An 18214-nucleotide genomic window follows, 5' to 3' on the forward strand; every position below is an offset into this window, starting at 1 on the left:
AACCGCATGGTTGGCGCCAGTTCCCCTCAGAGCCACGAGAAGGCAGTTATGGCATTGCGGAGCGCCTGGAACAAGGAGCGGCGCCGCTCCAGCTGCTGCTTGGGCATGGGGAGGGGAGCGTCAGGCAAGGCGCTGGCAAAGAAGAGGTCGCCATCATACTTCATGGGTTGGCCTCCACTGATACAGCCAGGTTTCGGTCAGCTTGCGGCCGGAGCCCACAAGATAGGCCATGATTTCCATCGGGTTCAAAGCGTCCGCCTCGATATCGAGCACCAGCCGCCAGGTGCCATTGGCCGGCACTTTGGACAGCGCGGAATGGCGCACCACGCCGCTCGAGACGGTCGCGAGCACGTCGATACGCGCGTCCTCGGGCATGCCAGCGAGTTCACCGCCTTTGAAGTCGATGACGAATTTGCGCAGATTGGCGGCATTGGCGACACCCGAGACCCCGCCCTGCCCGGCCCGGGTTTCGGCGACATAGGCGATTGGCGCGTCTTCACTCGGATCAAGATCGCCCCAGATCAGCTTGTAGCTGAATTCGCGTTCCGACCCCGCCACAACGGGTTCGGCCGGGATCCAGAACGAAACGATGTTGTCGTCCACCTCGAGTGTCGAAGGAATTTCGATCAACCTGACCGTCCCTTCGCCCCAATTGCCAATTGGCTCGATGCGCACCGAAGGGCGGCGCTCGTAATGGGCGCCGGCATCCTGGTAAGTCTCGAAATCGCGGCCGCGCTGATAAAGACCGAACGCACGTGGATTGTTTTCCCACAGATAGGAATTGCCCAGCGCATCGGTATTGCTGAGCGCGCGCCACAGCACTTCCCCGTTCTCGCGCTCGATCAGCAAGCCATTGCTGTCATGCACTTGCGGCCGGTAATCGTCAAAGCCGGCGCGATTGGCTTCGGCATAAAGGAACATCGAGGTCAGCGGCGCTATACCCAGTTCCTTGACGTCCTCGCGGAAATAAAGCCGCGCCGTCACATCCATGGCCGTGGCCTGGTTGGTGTCGCTGCCCGGGGTGAACACAAAGCGGTAAGCGCCGGCAAGGCTCGGGCCCTCAAGCGCGGCATAAACCACCAGCGGCTCGTCGCCTTGGGGCTTTTGCAGGTAGAATTCAGAAAAGCGCGGAAACTCCTCGGGCCCTTCGACCCAGGAATTGAGCACCACACCGCGTGCGCTCAGCCCATAAACATTGTCCCGCCCCAGCGCGCGGAAATAGCTCGCGCCCAAAAACGAAATCAGCTCGTCCCAGGCTTCGGGGCGGTTGAGCGGATAGTTGAGGCGAAAGCCCGCTATGCCGGGGAATGGCTGGGCGTGGGCGGCGGCATCCACTTCGGTATCGTGGTACTCAAAATCGTCGGCGCTGAATTCCATGGGGTGCGCTACCCCGCCTTCGATCTCGTAGATGCGGATCGGCTCGGCAAACAACCAGCCCAGATGGAAGCCATGCACCTGGTAGCCGTGGTCATCGCCGGCCCACTTGGCGCGCTCGCCACGATATTGGATGCGCCGATAGGCGTCGTAATCCAGCCCGGTAAAGCTTTCCGGCAGGTTGAACACCGGCTTCTGGTAAGGGGCTGCGCCGATATCCTTCATGCGCGCGCTGAACGCGTCGAAATCAAAGGCAAATTCCTGCCGCTCCTCGAGTGCGGCATAAGCCGTGCTCGAAAGCGAAGTCGTCGACAGGAGCGCCAGGCCGGCGCCCATGATGTGCAGAAAATGGCGTCGATTCGGCAGCTCAAGGCGTGAACGCGTCAACTCAGTACCCAATAGGTTTGGCTCTATGCTCTTTCGGCAAATTCCGAATGGCGCATAGCCGTAAAAGTTGACGCATGGATGATATGCAACATCGGCATAACTTGGGCGGACCCGTCACACCCGTTTGCAAGCCCCAATCTGTGGCAAGAAGGACACAGTTTCGTGAGCCAAGCGCTGCCCTGCCCGCTAGAGTGAGGCCAGCGCCGCCAGCAATTCGCGCGCCCGCGCTTCTCCGGTATGACCCGCCAGCACTAGGCTCTGGGCCTTCGCCGCCATGGCTTCGCGCTGCGCTTCACTCAGCGATTCCAGCGCATCGATCACATCGTCGCTCGTGCGGGCGAGCACGATGGCTTCCCCTTCCGGCAACAATTCGGTCAGGCCCGGCCAGATATCGCTGATGATCGGCGTGCGGCACGCCGCCGCCTCGAACAAGCGCACGCTGGGCGACCAACCCGCCGCAATCATGTCGGCGCGCGTCACATTGAGGGTAAAGCGTTGCGCGCTGTAAAATGCGGCATGTTCGGCCGGTGGCAAATGCTCGATCCGCTCCACATTGGCCGGCCAGTCGATCTCGGCCGGGTATTGCGGCCCTGCCACCACAAAGCGCCGCTCCGGCAATTGCCGCGCCGGCTCCATCAGCAGCCGCTCCAGCGTCGGCTGCCGATCCGGGCTATAGGTGCCGAGATAACCCAGGTCCCAGCGGATCGCCGAGCCAGTGGGCCCATAGCGCTTGCTGTCCACCGAGCAATACAGCGCCTCGGCGCGCTTCGCGCCATATTCGGTTTCAAGGCGCGTCAGCACCGGCCCGCCCGAAAACGAGAAATAGATGTCAAACAGCGGGATCTGCCGGCGCGCCAGATATTCCTCGTCGCCCCGGTCGAGCTTGGCCAGGGTCACGGGCGTGTCGATGTCGTAAAAACAGAACCGCGTCAGCCCCAGGCTCGACAGCGCATCGATGGCGGCAACGCCCTCAGGCACATAAGAGCCCACCAGCACCGCATCGGCTGCCTGCAGCGTCGCGCCAAAGCGCGCGAGCAGGTCATCGACGCTGCTGTAATAAGCCAGTTCGCAAAAGTCGGGGTCCGGCAGGTCGCGGTTATTGGCGTACCAGGGCACGTCGCGCTCCAGGAACAGCACGCGCTTGCCCTCTGCGGCAACGCCGCGCAACAGTGCCCGAAAGGTCGTCGCATGCCCATTGCCCCAGGACGAGCTCAGAGACAGCCCGACAACGACCAGATCGAAATGCTCGGTCATTGCGCGGCCTCGCCGACCCGCTCGCTATACTCCCGGAAGATCCGGTCCGCTTCCACCGCCCGGTGGTCATAGGTGTGCTCGCGCAGCACCCGCGCCAGCGCCGCCTGCCCGATCGCCTGCGCCCGCTCGGGCGACAGCGCGGCCATGATCTGCGCCACGTCCTGCCCGTCGCGCGCCACCAGCACTTCGGTTTCGGGCTCGAGGAAGAGCTCGATCCCTTCCCAGAAATCGGTGATGAGGCACGCCCCGGCGCCGGCCGCTTCGAACACCCGCGTTGCCGGCGAGAAGCCATTGGCCGCCATGCTTTCGCGCGAAATATTGAGCACGGCCTTGGGCGTCACATTGAACGCATTGTGCTCGCCCGTCGGCACATGGCCGATATAGTTGATATTGCCGGCCATTGGCTTGTCGTGCCAGCCCGAGCCACCCAGCATGAAGCGCTGGCCGGGCGTGCGCGCCGCCGGCTCCAAAAAGAAGTGTTCCACGCGCGCTTCGCGGTCCGGCAGGCGATTGCCCAGGAATCCCAGATCGGCGGTGAAGCGCGGATTGGGCGGCACCGGATGATGGGTCTGCGGATCGAGCGCATTATAGACGGGGATGCACTCCTTGGCGCCCACCGCCTTATAGGCCGCAACCACCGGATCGCCGCCGCCATAGGTCAGCACCAGATCGATCTGCCCGAGCGCGCGGCGCAGCGGATGCTCGGGCGCGGCGCGCAGCTCGGCCAGCGTCGCCGGCGCATCCACATCCCAGAAAATCTTGAGCGCACCGGGCCGCGAGGCTTTCAGTACCTCGTCGAGCAGCAGATCGTCCTCATAGCCAACGCCGCTCGCCTTGACCACGATATCGGCGTCCACCGCATGGGCGGCCGCTTGTTTCAGCGCCTCGATCGTGCCTTCATAAACGACGACCTTGCACCATTCCGGCGGATCGATGTCGCGGTTCTTCTGGCGGTCATACACATCCGGTTCGTAGAACGTGATGTCGTAGCCGCGCGCCGCCAGCGCCCGCAGCAGGCCGCGATAATAGGTGGCGGCGCCGTTCCAGTAGGCGGACAGCAGGCTCGAGCCATAGAATGCGATTTTCAAGAGGCGGCCTCCCCGGCAGCAAGTTGGTTGGAAACGCGGGCGGTGCCGTGCTGGCCCAGGATGGCCAGCAATTCGTCGACCCGGTGCCGGCAGGTGTGCCGCGCCTGGATGGTCTCGAGACCCGCCGTTGCCAGCGCCGCCGCCCGGTCGCGGTCGGCCAGCACTTCGGCCAGCAGCCGCTGCATGTCCGCGCCATCCCGGGCAAACAGGAAATCCGTGCCCGCCCGGAACAGGCCCTCGGCATCGCTCCAGGGCGCCGAAATCAGCGGAATGCCGCAGGCCAGCGCCTCGAACATGCGAATGGTCGGGATGCCCGGCAGGTTCTGCACATAGGGGCGGCGCGGAATATGAACGGCGACGCGGTGCTGCGCAAAAGCGCGCGGGGCATCGGCATTGGCGATCCAGCCGCCATAATCGAGCCCGGCCGCCTTGAGCGCCGCGAGCGCTGTTTCGGGATAGCGCACGCCGCGCACCGTGCCCGTCAACTTGAGCTGGCGCGCCGGCTCGACGAGGAAACTGGCGATCTCGGCGGTGCGCTCATCGTCGCCCCAATTGCCGATCCAGATCAGGTCGCGCGTCCGCTCTATCTCGGGCATAGGGTGGAACAGCGCATCGTCCGCCGCCTCGTGCCAGGTGAACACCTGCTTGCCCCAGCCCGCCCGCAAATAACGCTCGCGCAGCGTTTCGCCAAAGGCGAGGATCGCGTCGTAATGCTCGAGTTCGAGCCCGGCAATATCGCCCTCGGCGGAAACCGCGCGGTGATGGGTGTCATGGAACAAGAGCGTCCAGGGCGCGCCGTCGCGCCGCAACTCCCCGATCCGCGCCACCAGCGCCGGGTCGGTCCATTCATGCACCACAACCACATCGGCCTCGGCGAGCGCCGCTTCGTGGTCGAACCCGGCGCCATATTGCTCGGAGCGCAGCATCGGGAAATCGCTGGTAAAGCGATCCACCGCCCCTGCCCCCTGCTGCGTGAGCAGGTTCTGCCGGCTCCAGGCGTCTTCGGGCTCGAGCGCCAGCGCCTCATGGCCGCGCCGGACCAGGTCGCGCATCACCCCGCGCAGGAAGTGGGCATTGCCGTGGTTCCAGTCGGAAACCAGCGAGTGGGTATAAAAAACAAAACGCATCAGAATTCCTTAGGCACGGCCCGCAACGGCACCGGCCGACAACAGCTGGCGATAAAGCTCGCCCATGGCGCCCGCTTGCGCGGCAACGCTGAAGCGCTGGGCGCGCTCCTGCCCCTTGGCCGCCAGTTCCGCCCGCAGCGCGGGATCGCCCGCCAACTGGTTGATGCGGTCGGCAAAAGCCTTGGGGTCATGGGGGCCGGCAAACAGCGCCACCCCATCCCAGAGTTCGCGATAGGTCGGGATATCGGCCAGCACCAGCGCCGCGCGCGCCCCCGCCGCTTCCAGCGGCGCCAGCCCGAACGGCTCATACAGCGAGGGCGACGCGACAATGGCGGCTTCCGCCATCAGCGCCTTGACCCCGCCATGGGTTAGCTCGCCGCGATGATCGGCATGCTCGATGGCCAGGAACTGCCCATTGGGCCCGCTATTGGCCCCCGCCATCACCACTGGCCACACCGTGTGCTCAGCCGCCTGGTCCAGCACCCGGCCATTCTTGCCATCATCCCACCAGCGCCCGGCGGCAAACACCAGTTCCGCCTTGTCGATCTCGGACGGCGTCGGATGGGCGCCATTATAGATCACCTGCAGCCCCTTGATGGGGCCATAGCTGCGGCGCAGCATGTCGGCATGGGTTTCGCTGGGCGCCACCACCGCATCGGCATGGTCGAACCCGCCCCGGTTGAGCCGCTGCTGCCAGTGCCAGTCCAGCGGCACCGGCCCATTGCGCACCGCGGCAAACCAGGTGACGACGCAGGAATGGCTCACCACCAGCACCGGCACATCCAGCTTAAGCCCATAGGCTTGCGAGGGCAGGTTGAGATGCACCAGATCCACCTGATGCTCTTCGGCCAACGCAGCGATCAGCCCGGGCACGCCGTCCAGCGCCGCCTCGTTTTGGGCGGTCCAGTCCAGCGGCGCTTCGAGCCACACCAGCGTGCCCAGCCGCTGGGCCTCCTCAACCTGCGCCACTGAAGGCCCCGGCCCAAACCCGGCAAACACAAAGCTGAAGCCCTGCTCGCGCAGTGCCGAAGCCAGGTCCATGGCATAGCGCCACACCCCGCCCACGGCATCCAGCGACATCAGCACCCGCCGCGGCTGCGGCCCGGTGCTGTTGCCATTGGCGGCCCCGATTGCCTCGGCCATTATGCCCGCACCCGCTGCTGGCTGGCCTTGGGCACCGCAATGGCGTGCTGTGGCGCGAGCCAATTGCACAGATCCACGATCCCGTCGCGCCAGCCCATGCGCGCGCTCCAGCCCAGTTCCGCTTCGAGCCGGCCCGTATCGGCGACGAAATACAGCTGATCGCCCGCCCGCCAGTCGCCATAGCCGATCTCGACCTTGCGCCCGACCAGCTGCTCGATTTCGGCCAGCACCATGTTGAGGCTGACCGCATTGCGCGGCCCCCCGCCCAGGTTGAAGGCCCGGCCCGAAACCTTGCCGATACTGCTCAGAACACTGCGATAAGCCGCCACGGCATCGCTGACATGGAGCACATCGCGCACCTGCTTGCCGTCGCCATAAAGCGTGATCGCCTCGCCCTTGAGCGCCCGGATCAGGAAATGGGCGACCCAGCCCTGGTCCTCGGTGCCGAACTGGCGCGGTCCATAAATGCAGCTCATGCGCAGCACGGCCGTGGGCAAGCCAAAGCTCTTGGCATAATCGAGGACATATTGGTCCGCTACGCCCTTGGAGCAGCCATAGGGCGTGCAGAAATCGAGCTTGCGGTCTTCCGACACGCCGCGGGCCCGCATCACCTCGTCGACGGGCAGATAGCGCCCATCGCTTTCGGCCATGGCCATGTCCTCGAGACCGCCATAAACCTTGTTGGTGCTCGAAAACACCACCGGCGCATTGCGCCCGGCCGCACGCACAGCCTCGAGCACATTGATCGTGCCGCGCGCATTGACCTCAAAGTCATCGAGCGGATCGACAAGACTCGTCGTCACCGCGGTTTGCGCGGCGAGGTGAAACACCGCCTTGGCGTCGGCAAATACGGGTTTGATGGCCGTCAGGTCGCGGATATCGGCGCGTGCCAGCTGCACGCGCTCGCCATGGTTCTGCTTGAGCCAGGCCAGGTTCTGCTCGACGCCGGGGCGGCTGAGATTGTCGAGCACCACTACCTGCTCGCCATCGCGCAAAAAGCTGTCGGCGAGATTGGAGCCCACAAAGCCGCTCCCGCCCACCACCACGATGGTGCCGGCAGCAGGGGCCTTGCTCATGGCGCTGGCGCTGAGTGGTTTGCTCGCTGTCACGAAACCAAACCCCGCTCCTCCAGCTGGCGCTTCATTTCGGCGCCCCGGTCGATCGCCTGCGCCTCGCGCACCCAGTCCGCCAGCTCGCCCAGCGAATCTTCGAGCCGATGCTGCGGCTCAAAGCCGAGCAGCTCGCGCGCCTTGGAGATATCGGCAAAGCAGTTGCGGATATCGCCCGAGCGCGCCTTGCCCATGATGTCCGGGGCGATCTGGGGCACGCCCATGGCTTCGGCCAGGAGCGTTGCGACCTGGGTAATCGTATAGGCATTGCCGCTGCCCACATTAATGACATGGCCGGGCGCTTCGGCTCCTTCGAGCGCGAGGCGGAAGGCGCGGGCCACATCGCGCACATGCACAAAGTCGCGGCGCTGCTCGCCATCCTCAAAGATCATGGGCGGCTGCCCATTGGTGAGGCGGGAGGCGAAATTGGCCAAAACGCCGGTATAAGGATTGGACAGCGCCTGGCCGGGGCCAAACACGTTGAACAGGCGCAGTGCCACGGCGTCGACCCCATAGGCCTCGCCAAAGATCAGCACCTGCCGTTCCTGCGAATATTTGGTCAGCGCATAGATCGAGGCCAGGTCCACCGGCTTTTGCTCGTCCGTGGGCGCGGGCGTCAGGGTTTCGCCATTGGGGCCCGTGGGGTTCCAGGCGCCGGTCTTGACGCTGGCGGCGCGGCGGCGAATGCTTTCGAAGCGCTGCCCTTCGGAGCCGACATAAACGCCTTCGCCATAAACGCTCATCGAGGAGGCCACGACGATGCGCTTGATCGGGCGATCGATCATGGCTTCCAGCAGCACCGCGGTGCCGAGATCATTGCCACCGACATAGCGGGCGATTTCATACATGGACTGGCCCACGCCCACTTCGGCGGCCAGGTGGATGACGCTGTCGATGCCCTCGAGCGCCGCGTTCACCGCATCCTTGTCGCGCACATCGGCGCGGATCACCTCGACCCCGGCGGGGGTTGGCGCTGCCGCATCCCCATGCACCTGGTCGATCATCGCGTCCAGAACGCGCACCTGGTAATTATTGGCCAGCAATTCCTGCGCCACATACCGGCCGATAAAGCCGCAACCACCAGTGATAAGAACGTGAGTCATGTGCACCTGACGCTTGAAGATCCGCCGAGATTTCGGCAGAAAAGAACAACCAAAGCCAGTTTCCCCCGATTGCGGCAACCGGGCAACCCTGAGGGGCTGCATGAACCGGAAAATCGCCGCCAAGGAAACCAGCGCAGCAGCAAAGCTGCCTCAGCTTCATGTACTTAGATGATGCTTTCAGGTCAAGCGCACCAGCCCGATCTGCACGGCTCCAGGCAGGTAGATTAACCCAAGTTACTTATAAGCTACTATATAGACTAAACGATGGAACCAAGTGATCCACCGCGCGTTTAAGTTCATTGGTAAGTCAGAAACCTTCCTCCCCGCCCTCGATTCTTTCTCTGTAACGTCCTCTATAACGTTCTGCATGTCACCCGCTCTCGGGACGCCCCCATCTATCCCCTCCCCCCTGAGGGGAGGGCTAGGGTGGGGGTTCGGGCCCCACAACACGCTCGACCGCCACAGCGGAACACTTGGCTCCTCAAGGCCTGCCGCGCTCACCCCCGATCCCATCTGACGCAGCTCCCCCGCAGCAAAACTTGCGGACAACCGCCCCGCCTTGCGCTACCAAGACACCCCTGATTGCGCCCCTTTGGGCGCCCTGAAACTCAACCGAAAGGCAGGTCATGAGCGAGATCGAGGCAGCAGCACCCGAGATGGCGGCCGCAGTGGTTACTGGTCCCGGAGCCATTCGCATTGATCGCCAGTCAGCGCCACAGCCCGGCCCCGGACAGGTCCGCGTGGCGCTCGAAGGCTGCGGCGTTTGTGCGTCCAATCTCACCCCTTGGGCCGGCCCCGAATGGATGCAGTTCCCCACCGAGCCCGGCGGGCTTGGCCATGAAGGCTGGGGGCGCATCGATGCGCTGGGCGACGGCGTGACTGGCCTGGCGGTCGGCGATCGCGTGGCCGCGCTGTCCTATCATAGCTATGCTACCCACGACGTGGCCGAGGCCGATGCCGTGGTCAAGCTCCCCGCCGCTCTCGACAACCAGCCCTTCCCCGGCGAGCCGCTGGGCTGCGCCATGAACATCTTCAAGCGCAGCGACATCCAGCCCGGCCAGACCGTTGCCATTGTTGGTATCGGTTTTCTGGGCGCGCTCCTCACCCAACTCGCGTCCCGCGCCGGCGCCCGGGTCATCGCCATTTCCCGCCGCCCCTATTCCCTCGATATCGCCAAATCCATGGGCGCCGCCGAAGTGATCCCGATGAACGATCACTGGCAGATCATCGAGCAGGTCAAGGCACTGACCGATGGTCAGTTCTGCGATCGCGTCATTGAAGCGGTGGGCAAGCAATGGCCGCTTGATCTCGCGGCCGAGCTGACCCGCGAGCGCGGCAAGCTGATCGTTGCCGGCTATCACCAGGATGGGCCGCGCCAGATCAATATGCAGCTCTGGAACTGGCGCGGGCTCGACGTGATCAACGCCCATGAGCGCGACCCCAAGATCTATATTCAGGGCATTCGCGATGCCGCCGATGCCATCATGGCTGGCAAGCTCGATCCCTCGAGCCTTTACACCCATGATTTTGCGCTCGAAGAGCTCGACACCGCCCTCGACACCACTCGGGATCGTCCCGATGGCTTCCTCAAGGCGCTGATCCGCTTTGGCTGAGCCAATTTCTGTGCCAGCCGGGCACTGCTGACCCGCTGAACGCTAGCCCGCCTTTTTGGCCGGCGCGCGTTTGGCAGGGGCACGCTTGGCGGGCGCCTTGCTCGAGGTAGAAGGCGCCTTGGGTGCCTTCGCCGCCGCCGCCCGCCGGGGAGCAGTCGGCTTGGCTTCAGGGGCCGGCGCCTGCTCGATCGAGCGTTTGAGCGAAGCCATCAAATCGATCACATTGCTGCTGCCCTTGATGGGCTCGGCCGGCTCCGCCTTGGGCTTGCTGCGCTTGGCATGCGTCTTGAGCTTGGCCGTGATCAGCTCCTTGACGCTATCCTCGTAATGATTGTGGAAGGCGGCGATATCGAATTTTTCGGTTTGCCGTTCCATCAGCGCCATCGCCATCTTGACGGCCGCCTCGTCGGCGGGCGCCGCGTCGATGCGGCCAAAGAACTCGCGCTCATCCTTGAGCTCTTCCTTATAGTGCAGCGTATTGAGCACCAGCCCCTCGCCGGAGGCCTGCAGCGCTGCCAGGTGCTCCTTGCCATTCATGGTGATCTGCCCGATCCCCACTTTCTGCCCTTGCTGCAACGCATCGCGGATCACCACATAGGCATCCTCGGCGAGGTCGTCCGCCGGCTGCACATAATAGGCCTTGCTGAAATAGACCGGATCGATTTCGCTCAGTTCAACGAACTGCGACAACTCGAGCGTGCGCTTGGTTTCGAGCTTGACCGCGTCGAGTTCGTCTTCGCTCAGCAGCACATGCTCGCCCTTTTCATATTCAAAACCCTTGATGATGGTTTCGGGCTCGACCGCGCCGATCCCGTCCACCACTTTTTCATAGTGGACCGGCTGCATCGTCGGCTGGTGGATCATTCGGAATCGGGTGCGTGCTTCGGTTTGGGCCGGATAAAGCTCGACGGCAATCGAGACCAGGGAGAGGCGGATCTGGCCCCTCCAGGCCGGGCGTGAAGCAGGCATGGCGGGTACTCTCGAATCACTAACAGGCCGACTCAATCCCGCGCCCGGTGATTCGTTCCGACTCCAAAAATGAATCTGCGCCCAATGGTTTAGGCGTGATTGCCGCCGCCCCAGGCACCCTCCCGCCAGCCCCGGTCGACGCGGCAAATCCCGTCCACCCAGACGCCAGCAACATTGCTGCGATTGGCCCCATAAACGATCTTTTCGAACACCGCCCCGGGCTCGGTTTGCCCGAAGAGGCGTATCCCGCCGTCCACCGCCCCGGTGTCGATGGCGAGCGCATCGAACCGGTAGCCCGCCGCAAACACCCCGATCGGCAAGTCGAGCGCTACCCCGCCCCCGGCCGTTGCCAGGTGAAACGCGGTGACAAGGTCGACCCGTCCACTGCCACGGCCGCGCTCGGCCGCGGACAGCGCCGGATCCACCCCTTCTTCGAGCATCCGCGACACCTGCACCGTTGTGCGGCACGCCTCCCACATCGATGCACTGGGCCCACCCGAAATATCGGTCCCCAGCCCCACATGCAGCTGCTTTTCGAGCGCCTGGCGCAGCGGAAAGACGCTGTTGGCGAAATAGATATTGGAGAGCGCGCAATGGGCCACCGCCGATCCCCGCTCGACCAGCAGGTCCATATCGTCCTCCGACAAGAACGGCGCATGCGCCACCACCGATCGCCGCCCCAACAGCCCGAACCGATCCAGCGCAGCAGCATCGCTGATTCCGAAGCGCTCAAAGGCATAGTGGTGCGCCCAGTCGCTTTCCGAGCAATGGGTCTGCACATGGCACTCGCATTCGCGCGCCAGCTGCCCCAGCCCCTCGAGCGCCGCATCGGTGCAGGAGGGTACAAAGCGCGGCGTTACCACCGGCAGCACCCGCCCCTCGCCATTGTCGGCATGCCCACGGATATAGTCGATCACCGCGCGGGTATCGCGCACCGCCGCTTCCGCACTCTCGTCGCGGTAATCGGGCGGGCACGCCGCCGGATCGTCCATCGCCACCTTGCCGATCAGCGCCCGCTGCCCCGCCGCGATGCACAGATCGGCCAGCACTTCCGTCGCCGCACGATCCTGCGTGGCGAAGTACAGCGCCGTGGTCGTCCCACCCGCGAGGAGGTCTGCCACCAGCACGCTATAGCGCTCGCGGGCAAAGTCGAGGTCGCGATACTGCGCCTCGAGCGGGAAGGTATATTTTTGCAGCCACACTTCCAGTGGCTCGTCGAGCGCCAATCCCAGCTGCGGATATTGCGGCGCATGCACATGCAGGTCGACCAGACCGGGCAAACCATAATGCGTATCCGGTAGTCGGATGACGCGCTCGCCCAGTTCGTTCAGAACCCGTTCACCTTCATGGCTCGACCGGGGCAAAACCGCGCTGATCACCCCCGCCTCGTCCACGCAAATCAGCGTATCGGCCAGCACGTCGAGCCGCTCCGGCACCGGCGCATGCAGGAAAGTCCCCAGTACCGCACCGCCCCGCACATCCGTTGTCATGACCTTCTTGCTCCTTTGCTGCCGCCCTCGGCCCCGCTATGCTGGCCCACCTTCTTGAGAACCTACACCCATGACCAACGACCTCGCCTTCCTCGATGCCGCGACCCTCGCCGCGCTCGATCGCTTCATCGACAAGACCGACGAGCCCCCCACTCCGCGCTTGTCCCGCGAGGAAGCGGTCAATGTCGTGGTCCAGGATTGGCTCATGGCCCAGGGCTATATGCCCATTCCCCAGGAGCCCGGCGAGACGGTGGAGACCAACGAGGCGGCGGTCCCGGCCGCCCATGTGCTGGACGACACCAAGACCACCTTTGGCGAAGAACCCTGATCGGACAGGCGGTTAGCCGAGCTTCGGCTTGCCGCCCATTTCGTCCTCGATGAACACCTGAACGATCTCGTCGAACGAGTTTTCGGCCCGGAAGCCCAGCGCCTTTGCCCGCTGCGGATCGAAATTGCGCGCCCAGCCGCTGACCATGCCGGCTACAGTCGGATCGGGCTCGCGGCGGATCAGCGCGACCGCCTCATCCCCCGCCACCCGTTGCAGCGCCGCTATTTCCTCGGCCACCGTGGCGCTCACGCCCGGCATGTTGAGCGAGCGCCGATTGCCCAAGGGCGCCGTATCCATGGTCGCGGCATGCAGCAGGAACCCCACCGCCGAACGTGGGCTCGCGAACCAGTGCCGCACATTCTCGTCCACCGGCAACACCGCTTCCTGCCCATTGAGCGGCTCGCGCAAGATTCCCGAAAAGAACCCGGACGCCGCCTTGTTGGGCTTGCCCGGCCGCACCACGATCGTGGGCAGGCGAATGCCCACGCCGTCGAGAAAGCCGCGCCGGGAATAATCGGCCAGCAGCAATTCGCAGATGGCCTTTTGCACGCCATAGCTCGTGAGCGGCGTCAGCATCTGCTCGTCCCCGATCACATCGGGGAAGGGCATGCCAAACACGGCAATCGAGGAGGTGAACACCACCCGCGGGCAGTAACCGCCACCCCCGCCCGCTAGCCGGATCGCCTCCAGCAGCGCCCGCGTGCCATCGAGATTGATGCGATAGCCCTTCTCGAAATCGGCTTCCGCTTCCCCCGAAACAATGGCGGCGAGGTGAAAGATCAGGTCCGGCCGGCCAGCAATCAGCTCTTCGGCCACCCCGGGGTCCGACAGGTCCGCTGCACGCAACTCCACCGCCAGCCCCTCGGGACGCGCCGGCGCGATCACATCCACCAGGGTCAGCTGCTCGATCGCCTGCTCGCCCACCTTGCCGGAGCGCACCAATTGCTCCGTCAGCTTGCGACCGACCATCCCCGCCGCGCCAATCACCAATACCCGCATGCCTAAGCCTCCTCCGATAAGAGGCTATTGGCTAACGGTATTGTGGCGCCCTGTCACGGCCTTCCTGCACCGGCTACCCGCCTGGGCTAGCCGCGCAGCTGGGCCGGCAACAGCGCCGCCGCCGCCTCGTCGCACACCAGGGTGACACGCGGATGGGTCTGCAGGAACGAGGCTGGGTTTTCGGGTCGCACGGCCCCGCTCATCGCATCGGCCAGCGCTTCGGCCTTGGCCGCGCCCGTTGCCAACAGGATGATCCGGCGCGAGTCGAGAATGGTGGCGATACCCATGGTCACCGCGTGGTGGGGCACCTCGGCGCCGGGCGGGAAATCGGTAGCATTAACCTCGCGGGTGCGCTGCGCCAGCTCGACGATCCGCGTGCGCGAATTCTGCGGCGAGCCGGGCTCGTTGAAGCCGATATGACCGTTGCGGCCAATGCCCAGCAGCTGCAGCTCGATCCCGCCGGCTGCCGTGATGGAGGCCTCATAGGCGGCCCCGGCCTCGGCCGAGTTGCCATCCGGCAGGTGCAGCTTGCTGGTATCAGCATCCACCAGGTCGAACAGGTGCCGGTGCATATAGGCGGCAAAGCTCGACGGATCGTCCGCTGCCAGCCCGCAATATTCATCGAGATTGAAGCTCGTCATCCCCGCAAAGGACAAACCTTCGTCGCGGTGCAGCCGCACGAGCTCACGATAAACCCCGATCATGGAATTGCCCGTGGCGAGGCCCAAAACGCTCGCCGGAGCCGCCCGCAGCTGCGCTCCGAGCTCCGCTGCAACACTGATCTCGGCTTCCTCCGCTGTCGGGAACACACGAATTTCCGGCATCGGGGTCGAACTGCTCACTGCATTGTCTCCAAAATCTGGTCGTCCCGCGCTTGGAAAGCCTTTCGCGCGGCAAATCAAGCTGGTTAGGCCAGCCGGAGAGGCAGACCCAACAAATTATTGGCCGTCCCTAGGCGACCTGCACCACATGACCCGGCGCCACTTCCTCGTAGCGCCGCTTGGGCGGCACAAAGCCGGCCGGACGAACCGGGCTGGGCAATTCGTCATTGGATACGGGCCGCCGCACTTGCCGGCGCGCCGGATCGGGCACCGGCACCGCCGCCATCAGCTTGCGGGTATAGGCGTGCTGGGGATTGGCAAAGATCGCCTGGCGCGGCCCGATCTCGACGATCTCGCCCAGATACATCACCGCCACGCGATGGCTCACCCGCTCCACCACCGCCATATCGTGCGAAATGAAGAGATAGGAGAGGTTCAGCCGCTCCTGCAGATCGAGCATCAAATTGATGACCTGCGCCTTGATCGACACATCAAGCGCCGACACCGCTTCATCGGCCACGATCACCTTGGGATCGAGCGTCAGTGCCCGGGCAATGCAGAGCCGCTGGCGCTGCCCGCCGGAAAACTCGTGGGGAAAGCGCTTGGCCATTTCGGGCGATAGCCCCACTTCCTCGAGCAGGTGCAGTGCCTTGTCGCGCGCCTCGGCCCGGGTGCCAAGCTTATGGGCGAGAAAGGGCTCCATCAGCGCTTCCCCGATCCGCATGCGCGGATTGAGGCTGGCAAACGGATCCTGGAAGATCATCTGCACGGTCTGGCGCAGCTCGCGCAGATTGTGACCGGAGAGGCTGAGGATATCGCGCCCTTCCACATCCACTTCCCCGCTGCGGGGTGTGGTCAGCCGGGTGATGGAGCGGCCGATCGTTGACTTGCCGCAGCCCGATTCCCCCACCAGCGAGAGGGTTTCGCCGGGATAAAGCTCAAAGCTCACATCCTCCACCGCATGCACCGCGCCCCCGGGTCCGCGCAGGAAGCGGCCGCTGAGATCATAGCGGGTAACGAGATTCTTGACCTTGAGGATCGGCGCCGTCCGGTCCACTTCCCGCGTGGTCGGAGCCGGCTCGCTGGCTGCGCCCGTTTGCGGGTCGATAATGGCGAAGCGGCGCGGCTTGGGCTCATCCTTCATCGCGCCCAGCTGGGGCACGGCGGCGAGCAGCGCGCGGGTATAGGGGTGCTGGGCGCCCCGGAACAGGTCAGCGGTGGCGCCGGTTTCCACCGCGTCGCCCCGATACATAACGACGGTGCGGTCGGCGATCTCGGCCACCACACCCATATCGTGCGTGATGAAGAGCACCGACATGCCCTCTTCTTCCTGCAGCGCCTTGATCAGGTCGAGGATCTGCCCCTGGATGGTCACATCGAGCGCGGTGGTCGGCTCATCGGCGATCAGCAACTTGGGGCGGCTCGCGAGCGCCATGGCGATCATCACGCGCTGCCGCATCCCGCCCGAAAACTGGTGCGGATATTCCTTGAGGCGCCCGGCGGCATTGGGAATGCGCACCCGCTCGAGCAGGCGAATGGTTTCCGCCCGCGCTTCGGCCGCGCTCATGGGATTGTGGCAGGTCAGGGCTTCGGCGATCTGCCGCCCCACCGTGAACACCGGGTTGAGCGACGTCATCGGCTCCTGGAAGATCATCGAGATCTCGTTGCCGCGCACCCGCCGCATCTCTTCTTCGCTCAATGACAGCAGCGAGCGGCCATTGAGCAGGATTTCGCCCTCGATCCGGCTGCTGCCCGGGGGCAGCAACCGCATCACCGACAGCGAGGTCACGCTCTTGCCCGACCCCGACTCCCCGACAATGGCCACGGTTTCCCCGGGCATGACGTCAAAGGACACATTGCGCACAACGCTGTTCCACTCCCCGCCAGTGCGGAAGGAGGTGGAGAGGTTGCGAACGGACAGGACGGGTGCAGGCGTGGTCATGGGCAAATAGCTCCGAATTGCTTAGCGCTGGGCGCGCTCGGCGCGGGCGGAAGGCACGGCTTCCGGCACGAACGAGAAATCCTTATCGAACGGATAGGTCGGGTGCGGCTTGTGGTTGCGCTCGAGGCGCTCCACGAACTGGTCCACCACCCCCGGCGACAGGGCCATCAAATTGGGATTGGCGATCGGGCTCAACTCGGGCGAGAGATAACCCGATTTGACCACCACGATCTTGGCCGCCACGGGATCAAGCCCGAGTTTGGTGAAATCAGCGATATAGTGGAAGGGCCGCCGGCGCGCGGTCAGCACCAGCTCGATCCCACCGATCCGCACCACCGCTTCGCGCAGCCGCTCCTGCTCGACTTCGAGCAGATTGACCACTTCGACTTCCGTCTCGACCGGCGTGCTCGACACATCAAGGCTCGCCCCGATGCGAAGATGCAGCTTGGCGCCGATGCCCGCCGCATAGGCGGCATCGGTCGCCGCCTTGTCGGTGATCCCGGCAAACACTACGCCTTGGGCGTTGCGTTCGATCAGCGCCGCCAGCACTTCGGCGCGATCGCCGACACCGCCGCCGGTGGGGTTGTCCCCCGCCTCGGCCAGCACCACCGGCGCCGTGGGCGAACTCACCGCCCAGTCGACGCATTCATCGATGCTGCCGGTCTTGGGGCCGAAGCGGAACTCTTCGCGCACTTCCCAATAGTCCTGCGCCAGATGCTTGGCCGCTTCTTCCATTGCGGGGCGATTGACGCCCGTCACCACCGCGCAGGCCGTAGCGCGCGGCTCGTCGGCCCAGACATAGCCGACCTGGAACGAGGCATCCCAGATGCCCGTCGGGTCTTCCACGGCCTGCATCTGCGCATAAAAGGTCTTGGCGGGCTCGTCCTGCGTGCTGGTCCGCTCGCCCGGCAGCAGCACCGGCACTGGCGCCCAAACGATATGCGGCCGCTCGCCGCTCGACAGCGCGCGCACCAGCATGGTCACCGCCCGGCGCATCGTGTCGGCCACGTCGATATGGGGCGCAGTGCGATAGGTCGAGAACATGTCGAGGCTGTCGATGATGCGCTGGCTGATATTGCCATGCAGGTCATAGCTCGCCGAAATCAGTACATCTGGGCCCACCAGCTCGCGCACCGCACTGATCAGGTCGCCCTCGGCATCCTGCAGGCCTTCGACAAACATCGCGCCATGCATGGCGAGGTACACCCCATCGAGCGGCAGCGCCGCGCGGATGCCCTCGAGGATCTCAGCCTTCCAGGTCGCATAGATCGCCCCTTCCACCGGGCCGCCCGCGATGGCGCGGGCATGCAGCACGGTGATGAACTCAGCCGGGAAATGGGTCAGGAACTCGAAATAGCCGTCCTTGATCATCGAAGGCCCGCGCAGCACGCGGAAATCGGCCTCGCGCGCCAGAACGGGATTATATGTGCTACATTCGACATGCAGACCGGCAACGGCAATGCGCAT

15 protein-coding genes and 1 pseudogene are annotated in these 18214 nt (G+C 64.6%); 2 read left to right on the top strand and 14 right to left on the bottom strand.

Annotation, left to right across the window (positions count from 1 at the left end):
* Positions 1-26: 26 nt before the first annotated feature.
* The 8 genes and pseudogenes from HRU92_RS11215 to HRU92_RS11250 all read right to left on the bottom strand — a co-directional run bounded on the left by HRU92_RS11215 (position 27) and on the right by HRU92_RS11250 (position 8585).
* Positions 27-164 carry a hypothetical protein gene (locus HRU92_RS11215; RefSeq protein ID WP_164854880.1) on the bottom strand — a complete coding sequence of 46 codons (138 nt, stop codon included), beginning with the start codon at positions 162-164 and terminating at the stop codon, positions 27-29.
* Entirely contained in the window at positions 154-1761 is a 1608-nt protein-coding gene (locus tag HRU92_RS11220; protein ID WP_210258566.1) for a glucan biosynthesis protein G, read from the bottom strand. Before HRU92_RS11220 ends, HRU92_RS11215 begins: the two co-directional genes overlap by 11 nt.
* A 186-nt stretch (positions 1762-1947) precedes the next feature.
* Entirely contained in the window at positions 1948-3015 is a 1068-nt protein-coding gene (locus HRU92_RS11225) for a glycosyltransferase (RefSeq protein ID WP_172124372.1), read from the bottom strand.
* Positions 3012-4103, bottom strand: a complete 1092-nt coding sequence (locus HRU92_RS11230; protein ID WP_172124374.1) for a glycosyltransferase — start codon at positions 4101-4103, stop codon at positions 3012-3014. Before HRU92_RS11230 ends, HRU92_RS11225 begins: the two co-directional genes overlap by 4 nt.
* Positions 4100-5230, bottom strand: coding sequence for a glycosyltransferase (locus HRU92_RS11235; RefSeq protein ID WP_172124376.1), 1131 nt, complete (start codon positions 5228-5230; stop codon positions 4100-4102). Before HRU92_RS11235 ends, HRU92_RS11230 begins: the two co-directional genes overlap by 4 nt.
* Positions 5231-5239: 9 nt before the next feature.
* Positions 5240-6373 (bottom strand): glycosyltransferase family 4 protein, encoded by a 1134-nt coding sequence (locus HRU92_RS11240; RefSeq protein WP_248307070.1) that lies wholly within the window; start codon positions 6371-6373, stop codon positions 5240-5242.
* Between the two features lie 77 nt (positions 6374-6450).
* Positions 6451-7422 (bottom strand): annotated as a pseudogene (locus HRU92_RS11245) (NAD-dependent epimerase/dehydratase family protein); the annotation flags it as partial.
* A 56-nt stretch (positions 7423-7478) separates the two neighbouring features.
* Positions 7479-8585, bottom strand: coding sequence for an NAD-dependent epimerase/dehydratase family protein (locus tag HRU92_RS11250; RefSeq protein ID WP_172124378.1), 1107 nt, complete (start codon positions 8583-8585; stop codon positions 7479-7481).
* A gap of 626 nt (positions 8586-9211) precedes the next feature.
* On the opposite strand from HRU92_RS11250, the gene HRU92_RS11255 reads away from it, so the two are divergent.
* A complete protein-coding gene (locus HRU92_RS11255; RefSeq protein ID WP_248307071.1) occupies positions 9212-10198 on the top strand; it encodes a zinc-binding dehydrogenase in 987 nt (328 codons plus the stop codon).
* 42 nt (positions 10199-10240) lie between these two features.
* Here the strand turns inward: HRU92_RS11255 and HRU92_RS11260 are convergent, their stop codons facing one another.
* The gene (locus tag HRU92_RS11260; protein WP_172124380.1) at positions 10241-11167 is read right to left on the bottom strand and encodes a Ku protein; all 927 of its coding nucleotides are present in this window, start codon (positions 11165-11167) and stop codon (positions 10241-10243) included.
* 89 nt (positions 11168-11256) lie between these two features.
* Positions 11257-12657 carry an amidohydrolase family protein gene (locus HRU92_RS11265; RefSeq protein ID WP_172124382.1) on the bottom strand — a complete coding sequence of 467 codons (1401 nt, stop codon included), beginning with the start codon at positions 12655-12657 and terminating at the stop codon, positions 11257-11259.
* A 70-nt stretch (positions 12658-12727) separates the two neighbouring features.
* On the opposite strand from HRU92_RS11265, the gene HRU92_RS11270 reads away from it, so the two are divergent.
* Positions 12728-12985 (top strand): hypothetical protein, encoded by a 258-nt coding sequence (locus HRU92_RS11270; protein WP_172124384.1) that lies wholly within the window; start codon positions 12728-12730, stop codon positions 12983-12985.
* Positions 12986-12997: 12 nt separating this feature from the next.
* Here the strand turns inward: HRU92_RS11270 and denD are convergent, their stop codons facing one another.
* The 4 genes from denD to HRU92_RS11290 all read right to left on the bottom strand — a co-directional run bounded on the left by denD (position 12998) and on the right by HRU92_RS11290 (position 18214).
* A complete protein-coding gene (denD, locus tag HRU92_RS11275; protein ID WP_172124386.1) occupies positions 12998-13984 on the bottom strand; it encodes a D-erythronate dehydrogenase in 987 nt (328 codons plus the stop codon).
* 86 nt (positions 13985-14070) lie between these two features.
* Positions 14071-14826: a glucosamine-6-phosphate deaminase gene (locus HRU92_RS11280; protein ID WP_349236717.1), complete on the bottom strand. Its 756-nt coding sequence runs from the start codon at positions 14824-14826 to the stop codon at positions 14071-14073.
* Positions 14827-14935: 109 nt separating this feature from the next.
* Positions 14936-16747: an ABC transporter ATP-binding protein gene (locus HRU92_RS11285; RefSeq protein ID WP_172124388.1), complete on the bottom strand. Its 1812-nt coding sequence runs from the start codon at positions 16745-16747 to the stop codon at positions 14936-14938.
* Between the two features lie 21 nt (positions 16748-16768).
* On the bottom strand, positions 16769-18214 hold the full coding sequence (locus HRU92_RS11290; RefSeq protein WP_172124390.1) for a M81 family metallopeptidase: 1446 nt from the start codon (positions 18212-18214) through the stop codon (positions 16769-16771).

It is taken from the genome of Devosia sp. 1635 (assembly GCF_013185955.1).
Lineage (GTDB): Bacteria > Pseudomonadota > Alphaproteobacteria > Rhizobiales > Devosiaceae > Devosia.

Bases quoted from the DNA above. Each gene is read 5' to 3' on its own strand.
- HRU92_RS11250 (WP_172124378.1), bottom strand. From the start codon at position 8,585: ATGACTCACGTTCTTATCACTGGTGGTTGCGGCTTTATCGGCCGGTAT.
- HRU92_RS11285 (WP_172124388.1), bottom strand. From the start codon at position 16,747: ATGACCACGCCTGCACCCGTCCTGTCCGTTCGCAACCTCTCCACCTCC.
- HRU92_RS11265 (WP_172124382.1), bottom strand. From the start codon at position 12,657: ATGACAACGGATGTGCGGGGCGGTGCGGTACTGGGGACTTTCCTGCAT.
- HRU92_RS11215 (WP_164854880.1), bottom strand. From the start codon at position 164: ATGAAGTATGATGGCGACCTCTTCTTTGCCAGCGCCTTGCCTGACGCT.
- HRU92_RS11260 (WP_172124380.1), bottom strand. From the start codon at position 11,167: ATGCCTGCTTCACGCCCGGCCTGGAGGGGCCAGATCCGCCTCTCCCTG.
- HRU92_RS11235 (WP_172124376.1), bottom strand. From the start codon at position 5,230: ATGCGTTTTGTTTTTTATACCCACTCGCTGGTTTCCGACTGGAACCAC.
- HRU92_RS11270 (WP_172124384.1), top strand. From the start codon at position 12,728: ATGACCAACGACCTCGCCTTCCTCGATGCCGCGACCCTCGCCGCGCTC.
- denD (WP_172124386.1), bottom strand. From the start codon at position 13,984: ATGCGGGTATTGGTGATTGGCGCGGCGGGGATGGTCGGTCGCAAGCTG.
- HRU92_RS11225 (WP_172124372.1), bottom strand. From the start codon at position 3,015: ATGACCGAGCATTTCGATCTGGTCGTTGTCGGGCTGTCTCTGAGCTCG.
- HRU92_RS11240 (WP_248307070.1), bottom strand. From the start codon at position 6,373: ATGGCCGAGGCAATCGGGGCCGCCAATGGCAACAGCACCGGGCCGCAG.
- HRU92_RS11290 (WP_172124390.1), bottom strand. From the start codon at position 18,214: ATGCGCATTGCCGTTGCCGGTCTGCATGTCGAATGTAGCACATATAAT.
- HRU92_RS11255 (WP_248307071.1), top strand. From the start codon at position 9,212: ATGAGCGAGATCGAGGCAGCAGCACCCGAGATGGCGGCCGCAGTGGTT.